This is a genomic window from Vibrio sp. V15_P4S5T153 (assembly GCF_963874485.1).
Classification (GTDB): domain Bacteria; phylum Pseudomonadota; class Gammaproteobacteria; order Enterobacterales; family Vibrionaceae; genus Vibrio; species Vibrio anguillarum.
The window spans coordinates 86,752-105,239 of the sequence record NZ_CAWNHR010000018.1 but is presented as its reverse complement, the minus strand read 5'-3'; the positions used below and the strand labels follow the sequence as shown (position 1 = coordinate 105,239).

The following is an 18,488-nucleotide window of genomic DNA, read 5'->3' as shown; positions in this document are numbered from 1 at the left end:
ATCATGCAGAAAGTTAATGGAATAGCCCGCGTTATCGCGGGCGAAGTTTAGAAATTAAGCGTGTTCAGAGACATGGTAAATATCCTTATTGCCTAGCCTTAGCTGGTAGGCGTGAAATTGATACAGTGTCAGTAGGGCGCAGAGAGTAACGGAGAATGTCAGCAGGTAATGAACTTGGTAACCAAATTGAGCAATCACCCAGCCACACAGCATCGCCATTAGTATCGCGATCAACATATCCATCGATTGGAAAAGAGAGAAATCAACGCCTGCTTGATTACCATAGGACCATTCCATCATTAGGGTATATAGAGCAACAAATTTGGCGGCAACCAGAACCGTATTGAGTACATACAGCCCCTCTAGGCCATAGGTTAGCGGTATAATGTGTGCTGCATAGAAAGTGAATCCACTATATATCAACGCCTCCAACCCAAGACAAAAGAGAACAATGCTGATGGCGCTCACTTTTTTCATCAACCAACCACTTAGCCCTATCCCGATAAATGCGGTGATAATACCGCCACCAGCAACCAACAGACCAAGTGCTTCCAGTTCAATACCTTGATCGTATAAAAAGGGCATCATCATCGATTGCACCCCCCGAGTGCCTAACTGGCAAAGCGCGACTAATCCTAAACCCAAAGTTACCTTGGGGTTAGTAAGGGCTGCTTTCAGAGATGGATGGTGCTCATGATGAAGGTTTTGCACTGTTTTCAGTTTGCCAAATAAAGAGGTAGTTGGTAGCGACATGAAAAGGAGCAACGCCATCAGCAGTAGAATGGCATTTTGCCAACTGACACTGGCAGTGAGGTAAATGAATAAGCCGCCACCAAACACGGCCCCTAGATAAGCACCACCCACTTGCATTACATTGCCAAAACGTCTTTGATCGGCAGGTAACGCATCAACCGCTAAGCCATCCGTGGTGATATCAGCAAAGGTTGAGAGTAAAGCCAACATGAGTACGCCAACAAATAACAGCGTTTGGTCACTGATCACGGCGTTAAATGAGAAGGCTCCTAAAACCAGTAGCATACCGGTTTGCGCCAAGCCAATCAGGTAAGCGTGACGGGTCAAAGTGATGCCCTGTTGTCGAATGCTCTCCACATAAGGTGCCCAAAGAAATTTCAGGGCCCACGGCAGCATAGCTAAGTAGAAAAGCCCAATCTGAGAGGTAGAGATACCTTCTGAACGTAGCACTGCAGGGAGACCCTGCAGTGTAAACATTCCAATCAGGCTTTGGGTGGTATAAACCCCCGCTAACAGACTGAGCAAGGAAGCTTTGCTCAGCGTGGAATGTTTGGCTGTTTGAAAACCCATCCTATTACCACTCAAGTTTGATGTTAAGTCCGACTTCACGGCCGACCCCGTAGTTACTCAAGGCTGCGCTGGCGTTTGGCATTGCGAACGAATAGGTTTTGTAATCTTGATCGGTCACATTATTGCTAAACAGGCGCATGGAAAGGTGTGGGTTTGCTTGGTACTGAATGGCTAAGTCGACTAAGGTGTAACCCGCTTGTGACAAGGTGTTTTTTTCATCGAAAAAGACGCTTGAGGTATAGCGAGCATTCGAGGAAAGGGAGACTGCGCCATTAAACCAAGCTTGTGGTAATACATAGTCTATCCCCGCTACCAGTGTGGTTTTAGGTGCGTACGGTAGCGTGTTCCCCTCAATATCTTGATTCCCCGATTTGAAGCTTGATTTACCGAAAGTACCGCCTAGATTCAAGGTTAAATCATCCGTGGGATAGAAAGCGAGCTGCAGCTCTAAGCCTCGGCTTTGCGCTTCCCCTAAATTACGCAGCACTTGGCTACCAGGAGTCCCAGTATAGAGTTGAATATCATCCGTTTCTATCCAATACAGAGCCCCGCTTAGATCAACCATGTTGTCAGCTAAGCGAGTACGCCAGCCCAACTCTCTATTAAGGGATTTCTCAGCGCTGTAGCCATTTTTATCGCCGCTACTGCGTGGCTGTAAACTGAAGCCTCCGGGACGATAGCCACTTGATATGGAAGTAAACACCCGAGAGTCCGGTGTGATTTGCCAACCTAAAGCGGCTTTGGGGGATAGGGTGTTTTCTGATTTATTTTGTGCGTAAGCATCAATCATCCAGGACGGATTACCACTGTAATCCGCACGAGTCGAAAGGTGAGTGGCACGCAGTCCTAAAGTGAGGTCAATCTGTTCATTGAGCGCATAAATGGCTTGGCCAAACAGAGCGTATTGAGTTGCTTCAACCTGATTTGTGACTTGGGAGCCTACGCCAGATTTTGCGTCGAAGTCGCGTTGTTCAAAATAAGCACCAAATAGCGTTGATAAGGCATCGCTGACTTGCGTATTGGCACGTAGCTCTTGGCTAAAAGTATTTTGGTCTTCTTGCCAAGCTCCTCCAATAAACTGGCGATAGATGTTACGGTTTTGATAAGCCGTAACACTGGTCAATTGAGTTTCACCTAAATCGTAACCCATTTGCAGCGCATAGCTGTTAACGATACGTTTGAGCTGAGGGATCGCTTGGCTCGTCATTTTTTGGTCAAATTCAGCTTGGGTGAGATACCACTCTTCATGGCTATCCAGATTGCTATTGGCGACTGATAAGGTCAGAGTGAACGGCGAGTTGTGTGGTAAATAGTGTAAGCGAGCTAACCCACTGAATTGTTGACTATTATTAGCATCTTTCTGCTGACTTGGTAGGTGTTCAATGTTGCCATTGTCTTTGATTACGCGCAGTGCGATATCGGCGGAAAGCGAGTCATTGAGTGAGAGAGCTGCCGAAGCATTGAGTTGCTCATTGAGGTTACTGTAGCTCGCGCTAGCAACGGTTGTGTTCTGTCCAACGGTTTTTTTTGTGATGATATTGATAATACCACCTTGAGCATTACCACCGTACAAAGTGCCTTGCGGGCCTCTTAGCAGTTCGACGCGCTCAACATTAACAAGTGGTTGAGTTAAAAAGGCGCTGTCTTGCAACACACCATCAACATACAAGCTAATAGTGGGGGAATAATAATCCGGTGAACTGATGCCACGAATCGTCGTGTTGGCATAAGTACGATTACCGCGAGTTTGGATCAATAGACCCGGGAACACTTTCTCCAAGTCTTGAACTTGATCGACTCCGGCTTGCTCAAGCTCTTCTCCTGTTTTAATCAAGACCGAACTGTCCATCTGTTCAAGAAGGGTCGACTGCTTGCTCGATTCTACCACCATGACATCATGGCCACTTTCGAGTGCGAAAGCGGTTGAAGTGAACATAGTTAAGGTCATCGCTAAAGTTAATGGTGAAAGTTTAAGGCTGTTCCTATGCATCGAATCTGTTTCCTGTGGTATCCATATTGAACTTATAGTGCCGATTCTGTCTTTTACCTGCTAACTGAATAAGGCATAAAAAGAGCGTGAATCGACGTTTATGATTGTTATTTTAAACAAGCTTGAATAGATCGGGTCGTCTATTTTTGAACTTAATTAAAATTAAGTATTTAATTTTGTTGGTTTTTATTTTTTTTCTGGTTTTGTTTTAGATGAGTTTCAAACAAATAACTGTCAAAGTGATAGCTGGTGGTGTTGGGCCAGAAATAGAGGATCGCGGTATGGCTCATGACGCTTTTTGGACCATCTTTTTAGGCGTGAGAGCACCCTGTTATGCTAGGTATTTGGATGGCGTGCAACCGAATTCTTTTTTAAAAGCGGCGGAAAAATGTCCATGATTGGAGTAACCCACCTCATGAGCAATATGCGAAATAGTGTAGATTTCTGCGCTGAGTAGTTCAGCCGCTTTTGTCATTCTTTGCTGAGTGATGTACTGATGAATGGTGGTATTTAGTTCTTTTCGAAACCCCTGTTTGAGAGAGGTCTCATTGGTTCCAATTCGCCGAGCCAGTTCGGTAATGGTGGGTGGCAAAGTGTACTCACTATCAAGAATCCCCATCGCTTTTTCTAGGAGATTGTGATTATCGCCTTGTTGTTGAGTGCTGTCATCGCAGACTAGATATCGGGCTGCATCACTGATGAATGAGTAGCAAAGCTGGCGTTGAATCGCGCTGTTTTGATTATGGGTCTCTGAAAGTTTTACGGCCATAAATTGCAACGCAGCAGAAGCTGTTCTGATTAGAAAAAACGGCTCTCGACGTCCTAACTTATCTGCTAGTGGCTCACTTATTTGCATGACGTTGATGTACTCAAGCAATAGAAGTCTTGGGACTTGCAGTGCAAATAACTGAGTGATTTGCGGCTGATAGCGACAGAAGCCATGACGTGTATCGGAATAACAAAGAGCAATAGTGTTGGCCGGAAAAATCTTTGCCGTATTTAAGCCATTAATTTGATAGTAAACCGCATTCCCTAAATTCAGCATGATCGTCACACTGTCGTATTCGGTTTTATCGGCTGTATCGAGTTGGGTAGGTGTTTCAAACCTTCCCTTAAATTGGCTCATCACCATGTCATCATTGATCACACAGCAACGTAACGAAAATTCGCAATGTTCATGCTTAAAAACGATATTGCCATTGGTTTGCATGGACTCTTCCAGTAAATCCAAATTAAATGGAACTCGATAGTAAGGCATAGTGAAATCACGTCCGATTGGTTTATGAGAAAAGTTATCATTATCATGATTATCTGTCTAGGGAGTGATTGATGATGGCTATTCAACTGTTCAACAAAAAAGCGTATTCAACAAAATGCGCATAAAAAAGGCACAAGATGACTTCACCAGCACGACTGCTGTTCTGTTAGGAAAGAGAAACCTTGACTGGTTTAAGCTTTATTTATCGATATTTTAGGGACGTTGACGATGTTTCCGATATTGTAGAGGGTTCTGCCCAAAGTGTTGTTTGAATAGTTTGCTAAAGTGAGAAGGGCTGGCATATCCCACTTGATAAGCGATGTCGATAATCGGACGATCGGTCTGTTCTAATGATTCAGCTGCTATTTTCATTCGTGTGTGTTGAAGAAGTTTGGAAAATGTCGTATTAAAAAGCACTTTAAAACCGCGTTTAAAGCTGGTTTCATTCGTGCCTACTTGTCGACAAAGCTCGTTTAAGCTCCAATTTTTTTCTGGTTCTGAAGCAATCATCGAGTGTGCTTTGCGTATCCGATTTAAGGTTCGACTGGAAAGGGATGAACACTCACTGTCTTTTTTGTTGCTTTTTATCATCTCAAGCTGGCTGAGTAGTTTGGCCAAACATTGATAAGCCTGTGAGACGGCATACAAGCTACCGGCACCCGTTTGGTTGGTTAAGCCAGTTTGCAACTGGTTAATAAATTGCTGAATTTCAACACTGGTATCAAAGACAAAACGGCGTTTTTCCGTTAAAGGATTAATACCATTGTCACGCAAACTCTCACTCATTTGCTGGTAAATAGTCGCGAGAAGTTGGCAGTCAAAGCGCATATCGGCAATCTCGACGTAACTCTCTGTTTCACTAATGAATACGTCGTTAAAGGTATTAACTGAGAAAATCAGTACACTTTTTCCGTTGTGTAAACTGATGGGCTCATTATCATGACTGTACCAAATGAGCTGCTCGCCTTTAATTACGGTCAGTAAACGTAGGCAGTATCGTTCAGAGTGAGTGGTCGGTTCATACGACGTACAGCCACCATATCCCGATAGCGTATGTATATTGCAGCCAAGGCATCCCCCAAAAGATTGACAGGCAAGCGGTTGTCGCGGAGTCGGCACGCTTGACTGATGGCTTAAGCAACGTTTCGGTAAGCGTATGGATGTGGAGTTTGGTTTTAAATCAACACGATTCATTTTAGATACCATTCAAAAATGCTTGGGTCGGATTTGCCCCTAGTGTTTCGTCTGTGTAATGAAAAGCGTGCCACGCAAAGAAGTCATGAGTTCTATCGAGATCTCTCATCGTTATTATTATTCGTTTTATAAAACTGAAAGTTATTTTGTGGCGTTTTATGATTACCGTCTGCTCAATTTGGAAGTGATTTTTCATGATTAGGAGTCTGAATTGAGTAGTGGACTGGCGTGACTATGCTGCAAGAGCGAACAAATTAAGGAACCATGTTTGTCCTCAATCTCTGCCGTCTTCTATACTATGGATAGAAGTGTCATTTTTTAGGGGAAGAAATGCCAAGTAAATTCAATACTCTGATAGGAGTTGTATTGCTTTCTCCTACCTTGACTTTCGCCAAGATCAATATGGCTGAAGTGAATGCCTATGCTTACGAAGGATTGGCGGATATGTGTGCCAATTCGCGCTCTCTCTCCAGAGATCAGCAGAAAGAGATGCAGGCTATCTACCTCAAGATCAAAAATCAGCGTAAAGAAAGCTTACCCGCCGATGATGATTTTGCCCATTATGCTGCGAAACAGTTGTGGGACATCCATAGTACCCCCCACTACGAAGAGTGTATTGCGCTGTTAAAAAGAAAATAATTGCCTAGCAAGAAAAAAGCCGCCAAAAAATAGGCGGCTAAAAGTGTGCAAGCAAAGGTGTTGTTCAAGTCGAACCTGTCTTTCGCTACAAACAATAGACTGAAAAGGTGCGGTGCTCAACCCTGTCGTTCATGAAATGAGATTTGCAACAAGGTGCATATGTAATTGTTGCATGTATAACTTGCATGGGTTCATTAGATATTCAGCTAGAACCACTTGGGATAGCTCAGGTCAAGGCTTGGCGAGTGTAGGTAGTAGACGGTTTATAATAGATTATGCGGTTTTAAAATGTCAGCCAGCACTGAAATGGTTTGGGTACTGGCTGAGTTTTATCTAGATGTTGGTATCTTCAATCACGTCAAATAACCGTTCCACTCTTTGCTGTATGAGCATTGGGTACAACGTCTTTATTTAACCAATGGCTGATTACTTGCTGTAACGCATTTAATGACGTCGGTTTCTCTAAACGACCGTCCATCAGCTTGCTAATCATTTCTAGCTCACGTTCGCCAGATTCACCTGACAGCGCAATGATCGGAACCTGCGGAGAATGCGCCTTAATGATTTGGCTGGCTTCAAAACCATTCATAACTGGCATTTGAATATCCATCAAAATCAAATCGATGGAATTCGCTTTAAAGATTTCTACTGCATTTTCACCGTTGTTTGCCTGCAAGTTGTTAACACCAAGTTGGTTCAGATACATTTGAACTAGTGAGCGTTGTACTTCTTTATCGTCAACGATGAGCACCGTGGGTGCTTTGTTATTGATTAGAAATGATTTATCGATTGGTTGTATATTGTCAACGGTTCTTTGCTCTGTATTAGGTTTAGGTTGTTGCCAACTTTTGAAATCAGGAGTACGAAGCGAGTCGGCTTGGGGAGCATTGGGTACCATAGGAAAGTATAAGTGGAATTCCGTAAACTCCCCCAGTTTCGATTTGCATTCAACTCGGCCGCCAAAAGAGCGCATGACACGCTGGCAATAGCCGAGCCCCAGACCGCTGCCTCCGCTTTTTTGATAAGAGAAAAAGTCATCGAAAATTTTATAAGAAATGGCGTCGTCAATCCCCGGGCCTGTATCTCTGAAGATTAAAATATTTTCATAAGTACCGATTTGAGTTGTGATCTCAATTTGGCTATTTGGGTAGGAATCAAAATAATAAATGGCGTTACGAATCAAGTTGAAAATAACAAAGTTGAATAAGGTTTCATTAAGTTTTGCTACGAAGTCATCTTGTTGTGGTAAGTGAATTCGCTCAATTATTTTCTCGTTCTCAAAGCCATATTGACTGACCGCCTGATCAACGGCTTTGTGGATCGACGTCATCGTAATCGGTTCGTGTTCAGGCGAACTATCGCTGACCTCGCGCAAGATAATATCAATCAACTGCCGCCCACGTTGAATAGCCGCTTGGCCGTTCTCAATATCCTGTTTAATTTGTTGTGCGGGCGCTTGACTATCAATATGTTGCTTTAAAATTTCAAAATGCAATTGTACTTGAGCGAGCGGGTTACGCATTTCATGCGCAATTGAATTCGCTAATGCACGACTTTGGCAGACACGTCTATCCGCTTCAATAATACTTTGTATTCGGGTTAGCAAGGTTTGAAGTGCAGCGATTTCTTCATTAGAAAACATCTGATTATTGATTTTGTGTGGCGAGATTAATAAATGTGTGACCAATTTGCTGTGGCCAAACAGTGGCATAACCAACGCTGTATTGTTTGAGCTCATTTTGTCATAAAGGGCTTTGATCGAGTTTTTTGCCGCGGTTTTGTTGTCTAATTTTTCAAACAATTCATCAAACACTAGTGCGGTTTGTTTGGATGAAAGGTAACGTTCGTAGACGGTTTCGTTATAGTTACTATTAACGAACTGCAGCTTATCATCGGCGATGTATAATAACTGGCCTAAACGGCGCATCGCATCATCAATTGACCGCTTGAAATCGTCTTCCAAAGCGAGAATTTGCTCTACAGGAGTCTGCTGATTGCCGTAAATGAGTAAAGAGGCATAACGGCTCAAGCGTTTGTAGAGTGGATTCCAAGTAATACCAATAAGTGCACAGAGTGGTATTGCAATCAGCCATTGGTTGCTGTCGGTGAGAGGGATGAAGATCGCGCCGAGCGGTATGAATAAAACCCCACATACTAACGCAGTATTGAGACACAGGTAAGCAAGGTATTTCACACTGTAGAAGCGTGAAGTGATAAGAGCATAGCCAACAAACATCATTTCGCTGATGGAGAGTGCCGGAGGTAGCCAAGAGAGTGAGAAATCTTGAAAGAAAAAGGTGATTCCTATGTGGATAACTAGTGTTGAAAGCATGTATACCAATATACCTGCAATAATATAATTGGTTTTGGCCAGTGCTAACTTACTACTATTGGTTCGCATCACGACCAAGTTGAATAACGTCAGTATCACTGAACATAGCATGGCATTAAAGAAGTAAGGCGTATGGGGCCCAAATTCAATGACAAACTCGCTCGGTCCGACAATATCAACATGTTTCACCGTGAGGTTAGATTGCAAGTTAATAAGTACGGAGTAGGCCGCTATACTAATAAATATCAGCCGTTGCCAAAGGTGTACTTTGCCTTTTCTTTGTTCGGCAGAGAGCTGACATGAGAAATAGTAGGCAAAAACAAATGCAAGGGATGCAGAAATATTGGCAATTTCTGCCATAAAGATTGCTCTATTTACACCAAGCTCAACTAGCCAATCAGTATGGAAATATGCATTACTTCCTATCCAAGCGATGATACACGAGGAATAAGCGATGTAGGAGGCGTGGTGTGTGCCAAAAATTACTTCATTTTTTTGTTTAAGACGATAGCAATAGTAAGTTAACCAAACGAGCACCATGGCTACTGCTGCGATAAGCGTTATCGCTTTGGGATAGAGAATTGGATCTAAGTTGAGGTTAAGCATACTCTTTCTCTTTCCTTTTGGTTAAATCGTACTTCCTACGCTGAGAAACTGCATGTCGATAGTCACGAAAATTGGTATCACTGAAAACCTTATCCATCCTTTCAATAATCCAGAATCCACGATAACTTTGTTTTCCGTTATTATTTAAGTCGTTATATCCAGAACAGAAATACGATTTTGGTTCGATAGTTTGATAAAAATTGAGTATGAAAGGTTGTTCGATAATGGTGAAACCAATTTTATACCCCATTTGATTTAGTATTTGGATGAGTTTTTTTTGAGCAAGGTAGAGAAAATAGAGCTTTTGTTGAGCGTTACCACTGACGGTTAAACGCAGCACTTCACAGACCGCTTGCGTACCAGTCAATTGTCGCCGAAATTGATGATCGAATTCTGGGAGAGAGTCGCATTTCGACAATGCTGGTTTGAAAAGCTGTAATTCCATCAAAACATCGTAACTATGATCGGGTAAACAGAATTGCCACTGTTCGTTACTGAATTGCTGTGCGTAACTAAGCCAAGTCTGATTTACTGACCAATCTTGTACCAACATGGAAGCGACCAGTGTGGGAGATGCTTCGTTATTAGGATGCTTGAGTAAAACAAAGTGCTTCCCTTTTTGTGATAAGGACAATAAAGGCAGCATCTCGTACCACTTTTCGCCTTTAATAAATAGCTCAAGATTGCTCAAGGTGATCGCATCTTTGATAGGCATTTTTTGCGGGTGACTGGGCGTTGTGACCCAAAGTTCAGAATCCTCTATCTGGTCGATCAAAAAACCACGGTAGGCACAGTCTTTAAGTGGCAGTTCGATACGATGAGGAGCATCCGCTTCGATAGGGAATAGTGTTTTTATAGCCGCAATTTCGCATTCACACCAGAAATCTAGCCAATGCGAATAACACTCGCTGACGGCTTGCTCAAGATGTGCTATCTCTTCATCTAATGTATTCGGATAGCGCCGGATGAGCTCTCGGTAGTCCATCAATTCAAACAGTATTGAGAAGCTTTTATTGTGATGTTCAGGAAATAGGTTGAGTAATTGGTTTTTGCGGTGCTCTGTAAGGGCGCGGAAAAGATCAGCTCGTTGCTGTGGTTGATAAGTATTGATGACGAACTCTACCAGAGCCCGCTGTTTTTTTTCAATAGGCAGACTGCTTGTCAGCCGTGAGCCTAAAGATGATATTATTTTCATAGAGTTAACCTAGCCTAGGTTTATTTAATTATTTTTTATTAGTTTTATTAGATAGGCTCCAGTAAATGAGACTTTGATTTAGGAGGGTATTTGGCGTCACGTCAGTTAGTAGCAGTAACCGCGATTTTATTTGTACCTAACATCCTAAGTACCAGTTGCATATCCGCAGCAAGTTTACTACTTGCACTTACCCTCCACAACAGCGTTTTATAATAAAAGCCTTCCGAAGAAGGCTTTATCTATATGGTTAATTTATCAATTATTATCGTATCAATAGCATCGGTACGCTTGATTCGGCTAAGAGCCGAGTGGTGTTACTGCCAACAAAAAACTGACGAAGTTTAGAGTGTCCAAACGCGCCCATGACGATCATGCCAAGTTGGTTTTGTTGTTGGTACTGAAGAATCGCCTTATGAACTTCGCCAGATAAGCACGCTTCCACAACGTGAATACCATTCGCACATAATTTCTCGGCGGCAGCTTTAAACGCGCTCGCTTTATCGTGGTTATCTTCCACCATCACCAAATGGCACTCCAGCCCTTTTAGCAGCGGTGTTTTAATCGCTTTATCCACTAATTTCTGGCTAATTTCACTGCCATCAAAGGCTAATAGATAGCTTTGTGGTGGCGTAAAATCACCCGTTGCCACTAAGGTGTGCGACTTCATTGTACGCACGATACTCTCTAATTGAGATCCAACGGCCATGGCGTCGTTTTGGTGCACTTCACCTGATTTACCGACCACCAATACACGAATTTCGTTTTCAAGATCAAGCAAAGTTTCTAACAGGTTGCCGTGCTTTTGCAGTTTACGCACATCTTGTAAACCTTGTTCATGAGCTTTGGTTTCTAGCTCATTGAGTAACGCTTTACCGTGCCTTAAGGCCAGTTTAGAACGCTTTTCGTCTAGTTCAATAAGCTCTTTCAATAGCTGTTCTCGGCTGCCTAAACCGATGTTACCAGATAACTCACTTTCGGTTTGATTGGCCGCTTTATCAAGTACGTGCAGTAAGGTTAACGGTGCTTGTAAGCTTTTGGCGGCCCACACGCTTAAATTGGCGACCGACTGTGAATAAATCGATCCATCGATGCAAGCAATAATATTGGTCATAATCTGTTCCTTAATGTCCGCCCATCAGCTTTTCAACTTCTTCTGGCTTACCATGCACGCCGAATTTATCGACAATCGTTGCTGTTGCTTCATTCATACCGATGATGTTTACATCGGTCCCTTCGCGTCGGAATTTGATAACAGCACGATCTAGCGAAGAAACCGAAGTAATATCCCAAAAGTGCGCTGCAGAGAGGTCGATAGTGACACGCTCTAAGACCTCTTTGAAGTCAAACGCGTTCATAAATTGATCTGACGAAGCAAAGAAGACTTGCCCAACAACACGATAGGTACGCTCTTCTCCATTTTCAGAGAGTTCACTTTTAACCACCATGAAGCGGCCAATTTTGTTAGCAAAGAAGAGAGAAGCAAGCAGCACGCCTACAGCGACACCGATCGCTAAGTTATGGGTTGCAACCACAACAACGACGGTCGCGATCATCACAATGCTGGTAGAAAGTGGGTGAGTTTTGAGATCCTTTACCGAACTCCAAGAGAAGGTCCCAATGGAAACCATGATCATTACTGCCACTAAAGCCGCCATCGGGATGAGCTTGAGCCAATCACTTAAAAACACCACCATAATGATCAGTAAAATACCGGCACAAAAAGTAGAGAGCCTGCCGCGTCCGCCAGATTTAATATTGATGATCGATTGACCAATCATCGCACAACCGGCCATGCCGCCAAGAAAGCCAGTGGCAATGTTGGCGATACCTTGGCCTTTACATTCGCGATTTTTATCACTGCTGGTATCGGTTAAATCGTCAACAATGGTTGCTGTCATCATTGATTCTAATAAACCGACAACGGCCAATCCGGCTGAATAAGGAAATATTATCCATAAGGTTTCAAGGTTGAGCGGAACATCTGGCCATAAAAATATCGGCAAAGTATCTGGTAATTCACCCATATCGCCCACAGTGCGAATATCAATGCCAAAGCTGATAGCAATCAGAGTTAAGGCGATAATGCACACTAATGGCGAAGGTAGCAATTTGCCAACCACAGGAACGTAGGGGAATAGGTAGATAATCGCCAGCCCACCGAGCGTCATGGCATAAACGTGCCATGTTACATTGGTCAGCTCTGGTAATTGCGCCATAAAAATCAGAATCGCCAGCGCGTTAACAAACCCCGTCACGACCGAACGTGATACAAAACGCATCAAATCGCCCAGTTTGAGGTAACCGGCCAGTATTTGTAGAACCCCGGTCAAAACAGTGGCTGCCAGTAGATATTGCAAGCCATGCTCTTTGACTAAAGTGACCATCAACAGCGCCATTGCTCCAGTGGCTGCTGAGATCATGCCGGGTCGTCCACCGACAATTGAAATGATCACGGCAATACTGAATGAAGCGTAAAGGCCGATTTTAGGGTCTACACCTGCGATGATAGAAAAGGCTATTGCCTCAGGAACTAATGCTAACGCAACGACAGTGCCAGCTAGAACATCCCCTCGCACATTGGAAAACCAATCGCGCTTAATATTTTGTAGCATACTTGATCTCTAAAAAATGAAATAAAAAGGTGAGTTGTGAGAGGTAAAGATCAATCTAGGGCGGCGTAAGCAGCATTCGCAACGTCTCTTAGTTGATTTTTAAAACGTGATCCTAATCATTGATGTGGTATAGGTCAACCAAACGATCGTTATTTGTATTGCAGTAATCATTTCTCCCGTTATCACGCTGCTTTTCAAGCGCCGCCCGTCGTGCACGAGGCTAGTTCTGGTGTTTGACTTCCACTCTTTTGCTCCTTACACTAAAACACATTCGATATTCCATATGTATTGTTTATGTGCCGCAGTTTATCTTTTTATAAATCCTTGTCTGAAGAAACGAGGCTTAAATCCTTGCTGTTGATGAAGCACAAAGGGCAGTTGTGTGTGTGTGATTTAATGAATGCGTTGCAATTAAGTCAGCCCAAAGTGTCTCGTCATTTAGCTGAACTGAGAAAAAATGAGCTAGTGATTGATGAACGTCGCGGCAAGTGGGTGTACTACCAAATCAATCCTGAGCTGGAAAGTTGGATGGTGCAGATATTGGACATCACGCTGAACCACAATACCGCATTGATTGCGCAAGAGCTAACGCGTATTGCTGGCCCATCTTGTCAAAATGAATGAAATTTTAGCGTTGCTATTTCGCCATGGCTGTAAGTAGAAAGTTGTGCGCGGCTCCCTTTTTAGACTGACCGAGAGATGTGATGTATGAGTGAATTACCTGTCTGCGCAGAAGCCTCTGCAGCCGAAAAAATGAGTCTTCTCGATCGCTATCTAACCTTGTGGATTTTCCTTGCGATGGGGCTCGGGGTAGCGATCGGTGTCTTCTTTCCGCAAGTGGCGCAATGGAATGAAAATATGTCGGTCGGTTCGACCAATATTCCGCTGGCGATCGGTTTGATTTTGATGATGTATCCACCACTGGCAAAAGTGAATTACAGCCTACTAGGTGAAGTGACTCGTGATAAACGCGCCATCACACTCTCTTTAGTGATGAACTGGATTGTCGGGCCTATCTTGATGTTTGCATTGGCGATCATTTTCTTACGCGATTATCCGGGTTATATGGTCGGACTGATCTTAATTGGTCTGGCGCGTTGCATCGCGATGGTATTGGTGTGGAATGATATCAGCGGTGGGAACAAAGAGTACGGCGCAGCGTTGGTGGCGCTCAACAGTGCATTTCAAATTGTCACTTACAGTTTTATGGCGTGGCTATTTATTACTGTTTTGCCGCCGTATTTTGGGCTCGAGAGCTTTGTGGTTGATATTACCATTCTCGATATCGCAGAAAGTGTGCTGATTTATCTCGGTATCCCATTTTTAGCTGGCTTTTTGAGCCGCAAATGGTTGGTGGCCGCGAAAGGTGAGCAATGGTACAACGAGGTATTTATTCCGCGTATTTCACCGATTACGCTGGTGGCACTACTAGCGACGATAGTTTTGATGTTTAGCCTGAAAGGCGAGATGATCATTGAACTGCCGATGGACGTGATACGCGTTGCCATCCCTTTAGTGATTTACTTCTTAGTGATGTTTTTTGTCAGCTTTTTCATTGGTAAAAAACTGGGCATTCCTTACGATCAAAATGCCTCAATTGCTTTTACCTCATCAGGCAACAACTTTGAACTGGCGATTGCGGTCTCCATTGCCGTGTTCGGTTTAAATTCCGATCAAGCATTTGCGGGTGTGATTGGGCCCTTGGTTGAAGTGCCGGTGTTGATTGCCTTGGTCAACGTCGCGCTGCGTATGAAAAAGAAATACTAGCGCTCTCTGAGTCCGAACTTCAGGATATTTTTCTCATTAAATTTCATAACCGTAGACTGTTTTAAAAATGTGAAATGTTTGTGAATGAGTTAGAAACGTCATCTATGTTCTGCTACGCACGAACTCTTGATCCCAATGTTGCGATGCATCGGGGTATGATAGGCGTATCAAAAATAGATCTATTGGGAAATCGATTGTAATCAAAATGCCACAAAAGCCCTGCAACATACCATCAGCTATTTTACTGCTCGCTTTAGCATTGTTCTCTAAAGTCAGCGGTAACTTTTCTATTGACAGCGATTTCTTTTTATATAATACATATGCATATCCGCATATACAGAGATAAGTAAAATGCTACCTCATCAGTTTTTTAAATTGCTGTCCGATGAAACGCGGGTGCGCTGTTTACTCATGATTGCACGTGAGCAACGAGTGTGTGTCGGCGAGTTGACACAAGCGTTAAATGAGAGCCAACCGAAAATTTCTCGCCATCTGGCTCTACTTCGTTCCAGTGGCGTGGTGGTTGATACAAGGCAAGGTCAATGGGTGTTTTATCGGTTATCGGACCAACTACCCGGATGGATGAAAAAACAAATTCAAGGGCTGGTGGAATCCAACTGCCTGAAAAAAGAATACCAACAAGATATGCAAAGGCTGGCAGAGATGGAATCTCGCCCAGAATGCTGTGTTTAGAAGGGATAAAAGGAAATAAAAATGTCTATTAAAGTCGGAATTAACGGATTTGGCCGCATTGGTCGTTTAGCATTAAGGGCGTCATTTGATTGGCCAGAGATCGAATTTGTGCAGATCAACGACGTTGCGGGTGACGCGGCGACCTTGGCTCATTTGCTCGAATTTGATTCAATACAAGGCCGTTGGCATCACCAAGTGACAAGCGACGGTAATGCGATCATTGCCAACGGTAAGGTTATTCGTACCTCACAACAAAAAGCGATCAGTGATGTGGATTGGTCTGGTTGTGATGTGGTCATCGAAGCTACGGGAAAACACCGCAAGTCTGAGTTTTTGAATCAGTATTTAGCACAAGGTGTCAAACGCGTGGTGGTATCGGCTCCTGTGAAAGAAGCGGGGATTGCCAATATCGTGGTTGGGGTCAATGACCACATCTTTGATCCACAAATACATCAGATTGTTACGGCCGCTTCTTGCACCACCAACTGCATTGCGCCTATCGTCAAAGTGATTCATGAGCAACTGGGTATTGAACACTCATCGTTTACGACCATTCACGACTTGACCAACACGCAAACCATTTTGGATGCACCGCATAAAGATCTACGTCGTGCGCGTGCTTGTGGTATGAGTTTGATCCCAACAACTACAGGTTCTGCGACAGCGATTGTGGAAATCTTCCCCGATCTGAAAGACAAAATTAACGGTCACGCGGTGCGTGTGCCGCTGGCCAATGCCTCGTTAACTGACATTATTTTTGATGTGAAACGCGATACCAGCGCGGAAGAAGTCAACGCGCTACTTAAAGCCGCTTCAGAAAATGAGCTCAAAGGCATTCTCGGTTTTGAAGCGCGGCCATTGGTATCGATTGATTATAAAGGCGACCAACGCTCAACGATTGTCGACGCACTCTCGACCATGGTGGTGGGCAAGCGCATGGTGAAAATTTACGCTTGGTATGATAACGAAATGGGTTACGCAACGCGTACCGCAGAATTAGTACGCAAAGTCGGTTTGGCATAAAGGAGCAAAGAAATGACACATCCTACATGGGAACTGCCCGTTACAGAAAACAGCGCTGGTTTGGTATTGACGCCTTGCCCGGGGACAAAAGATCTGCCTCTGGTTGAGAGTATTGAACAATTGAAGTCTCAAGGTGTTACCGTTGTGGTGACGGCTCTAAGTCATGAAGAGATGCAAGAGAAAGGCGTTGGTGACTTGCCTAAAGTGGTTGAGCACGCGGGGCTGCAATGGTTTCATGCCCCAATTGAAGATGATTGCGCGCCCGACCATCAGTTTCAAACGCATTGGCAAAGTATCTCCCCGTCACTTCATCAGGCGCTTGCCAAGGGAGATAAGATTGCCATGCATTGCATGGGTGGATCGGGTCGTACTGGTTTACTTGCTGCTCATTTATTGCTGGAGAAAGGTTGGGAACTGCAAAACATTATTACTCAAGTTCAATCATTAAGACCGGGTGCGTTTACCAAAGATGTACAAGTTGAGTACATCAAACAATTTGTTAATCAATAACAGTCCCAAAGAGCTGCCTTAGGCGGCTCTTTTGCAAAGAGAGTGATTATGCTGTCTCAACTCAAGCAAAACGTTCGCCAGTACATACTAGTGACTTTTAATTATTGGAATTTTACCGTCACTGACGGCGCGCTGCGTATGTTGGTGGTGTTGTATTTTTATGATTTGGGTTATTCGACCTTAGCGATTGCGTCTTTGTTTCTCTTTTATGAATTTTTTGGCGTGGTGACGAACCTGATTGGCGGTTGGCTTGGTGCGCGTTTAGGGCTGAATCGCACCATGAATATTGGCCTTGGCATGCAAATATTCGCGCTCTTGATGCTTGCTGTACCTGCTGCATGGTTAACCATTCCTTGGGTGATGGCGGCGCAGGCGTTATCGGGCATCGCAAAAGATCTCAATAAAATGAGTGCAAAAAGTGCGATCAAAACGTTAGTCCCTGAAAATGCACAAGGCGCACTCTACAAGTGGATAGCCATTCTTACGGGTTCAAAAAACGCTCTAAAAGGGGCCGGCTTTTTTCTCGGTGGCGTCTTGCTCTCTTGGATCGGCTTTCAATATGCGGTAGCGGCTATGGCGGCGGTATTGCTGTTGGTTTTTATCGGCAGTTTGCTTAGCTTGCAAGCCGATATTGGCAAAGCCAAAACCAAACCGAAATTTTCAGAGATTTTCTCCAAATCGCGCAGCGTGAATATTTTATCGGCGGCTCGCCTATTTTTATTTGGCGCGCGAGACGTTTGGTTTGTGATTGCCTTACCCATTTATCTGGGCAGCGTTTTTGGTTGGGATCACAGTGCCGTGGGCGGCTTTTTAGCGCTGTGGGTGATTGGCTACGGCGTGATCCAAGGGTTTGCTCCTAAAATAACGGGCAGTGCTTCAGACCAAGTGCCGGATGGGCGATCTGCGCTCGGTTGGGCGGCGCTACTGGCGCTGATTACTGGTTTGATCGCCTACAGCATTCAAGCGCAGTGGCATCCGGAAGTCGTGATCATCGCGGGGTTACTGCTTTTCGGCGCGGTCTTTGCGATTAACTCATCGCTGCATTCCTATTTGATCGTGAGCTATGCCAAGGGGGATGGTGTATCGCTTGATGTTGGTTTTTACTACATGGCAAACGCGATGGGGCGTTTAATCGGTACCGTGCTTTCCGGGTGGGTTTTCCAACTTTGGGGATTAGCGGCGTGTTTGTGGGTTTCGTTTGGTTTTCTGCTGCTGACCACTCTCATTTCATTGGGGCTCCCGAAAAGCAAAGCTGTGTTGACGAGCGAACCGTAGCTTCACCAGTAGATCACTATTCCAGTAGATGGAGATTGTGATAGAGTCCGTGCTTTATTGAATGAATTGAG

15 protein-coding genes are annotated in these 18,488 nt (G+C 44.1%); 7 read left to right on the top strand and 8 right to left on the bottom strand.

Annotated features, from left to right (window positions below; all coding sequences use genetic code 11):
- Positions 1–54: 54 nt before the first annotated feature.
- The 4 genes from AACT42_RS16045 to AACT42_RS16030 form a co-directional block, all read right to left on the bottom strand.
- The gene (locus AACT42_RS16045; RefSeq protein ID WP_094133870.1) at positions 55–1,323 is read right to left on the bottom strand and encodes an MFS transporter; all 1,269 of its coding nucleotides are present in this window, start codon (positions 1,321–1,323) and stop codon (positions 55–57) included.
- 4 nt (positions 1,324–1,327) lie between these two features.
- A complete protein-coding gene (locus AACT42_RS16040; protein ID WP_094133874.1) occupies positions 1,328–3,271 on the bottom strand; it encodes a TonB-dependent receptor in 1,944 nt (647 codons plus the stop codon).
- Between the two features lie 373 nt (positions 3,272–3,644).
- Positions 3,645–4,523 (bottom strand): helix-turn-helix transcriptional regulator, encoded by an 879-nt coding sequence (locus AACT42_RS16035; RefSeq protein ID WP_017044472.1) that lies wholly within the window; start codon positions 4,521–4,523, stop codon positions 3,645–3,647.
- Positions 4,524–4,784: 261 nt separating this feature from the next.
- Positions 4,785–5,765, bottom strand: a complete 981-nt coding sequence (locus tag AACT42_RS16030) for a helix-turn-helix transcriptional regulator (RefSeq protein WP_017044471.1) — start codon at positions 5,763–5,765, stop codon at positions 4,785–4,787.
- A 330-nt stretch (positions 5,766–6,095) separates the two neighbouring features.
- On the opposite strand from AACT42_RS16030, the gene AACT42_RS16025 reads away from it, so the two are divergent.
- Positions 6,096–6,404: a hypothetical protein gene (locus tag AACT42_RS16025; RefSeq protein ID WP_094132327.1), complete on the top strand. Its 309-nt coding sequence runs from the start codon at positions 6,096–6,098 to the stop codon at positions 6,402–6,404.
- 358 nt (positions 6,405–6,762) lie between these two features.
- Here the strand turns inward: AACT42_RS16025 and luxN are convergent, their stop codons facing one another.
- From luxN to AACT42_RS16005, 4 genes are all read right to left on the bottom strand, one after another.
- Positions 6,763–9,342, bottom strand: a complete 2,580-nt coding sequence (gene luxN, locus AACT42_RS16020) for a quorum-sensing autoinducer 1 sensor kinase/phosphatase LuxN (RefSeq protein WP_094132329.1) — start codon at positions 9,340–9,342, stop codon at positions 6,763–6,765.
- Positions 9,335–10,537 (bottom strand): acyl-homoserine-lactone synthase VanM, encoded by a 1,203-nt coding sequence (vanM, locus tag AACT42_RS16015; protein ID WP_094132331.1) that lies wholly within the window; start codon positions 10,535–10,537, stop codon positions 9,335–9,337. Before vanM ends, luxN begins: the two co-directional genes overlap by 8 nt.
- Before the next feature lie 262 nt (positions 10,538–10,799).
- Complete coding sequence (locus tag AACT42_RS16010; RefSeq protein ID WP_088733490.1) at positions 10,800–11,648, bottom strand: universal stress protein; 849 nt, start codon at positions 11,646–11,648, stop codon at positions 10,800–10,802.
- A gap of 10 nt (positions 11,649–11,658) precedes the next feature.
- Entirely contained in the window at positions 11,659–13,149 is a 1,491-nt protein-coding gene (locus AACT42_RS16005) for a SulP family inorganic anion transporter (protein ID WP_094132332.1), read from the bottom strand.
- A 294-nt stretch (positions 13,150–13,443) separates the two neighbouring features.
- Here AACT42_RS16005 and AACT42_RS16000 point away from each other — a divergent pair, with 294 nt between their 5' ends.
- From AACT42_RS16000 to arsJ, 6 genes are all read left to right on the top strand, one after another.
- The gene (locus AACT42_RS16000; RefSeq protein WP_094132334.1) at positions 13,444–13,773 is read left to right on the top strand and encodes a metalloregulator ArsR/SmtB family transcription factor; all 330 of its coding nucleotides are present in this window, start codon (positions 13,444–13,446) and stop codon (positions 13,771–13,773) included.
- An 84-nt stretch (positions 13,774–13,857) separates the two neighbouring features.
- The gene (gene arsB / locus AACT42_RS15995; RefSeq protein ID WP_094132336.1) at positions 13,858–14,916 is read left to right on the top strand and encodes an ACR3 family arsenite efflux transporter; all 1,059 of its coding nucleotides are present in this window, start codon (positions 13,858–13,860) and stop codon (positions 14,914–14,916) included.
- A gap of 351 nt (positions 14,917–15,267) precedes the next feature.
- Positions 15,268–15,609: a metalloregulator ArsR/SmtB family transcription factor gene (locus tag AACT42_RS15990; protein WP_013868027.1), complete on the top strand. Its 342-nt coding sequence runs from the start codon at positions 15,268–15,270 to the stop codon at positions 15,607–15,609.
- A 21-nt stretch (positions 15,610–15,630) separates the two neighbouring features.
- Positions 15,631–16,632, top strand: a complete 1,002-nt coding sequence (locus AACT42_RS15985; protein ID WP_094125353.1) for an ArsJ-associated glyceraldehyde-3-phosphate dehydrogenase — start codon at positions 15,631–15,633, stop codon at positions 16,630–16,632.
- 12 nt (positions 16,633–16,644) lie between these two features.
- The gene (locus tag AACT42_RS15980; RefSeq protein WP_094132338.1) at positions 16,645–17,142 is read left to right on the top strand and encodes a cyclin-dependent kinase inhibitor 3 family protein; all 498 of its coding nucleotides are present in this window, start codon (positions 16,645–16,647) and stop codon (positions 17,140–17,142) included.
- Between the two features lie 42 nt (positions 17,143–17,184).
- The gene (gene arsJ, locus AACT42_RS15975; protein WP_094132340.1) at positions 17,185–18,417 is read left to right on the top strand and encodes an organoarsenical effux MFS transporter ArsJ; all 1,233 of its coding nucleotides are present in this window, start codon (positions 17,185–17,187) and stop codon (positions 18,415–18,417) included.
- The last annotated feature ends 71 nt before the right edge of the window (positions 18,418–18,488 follow it).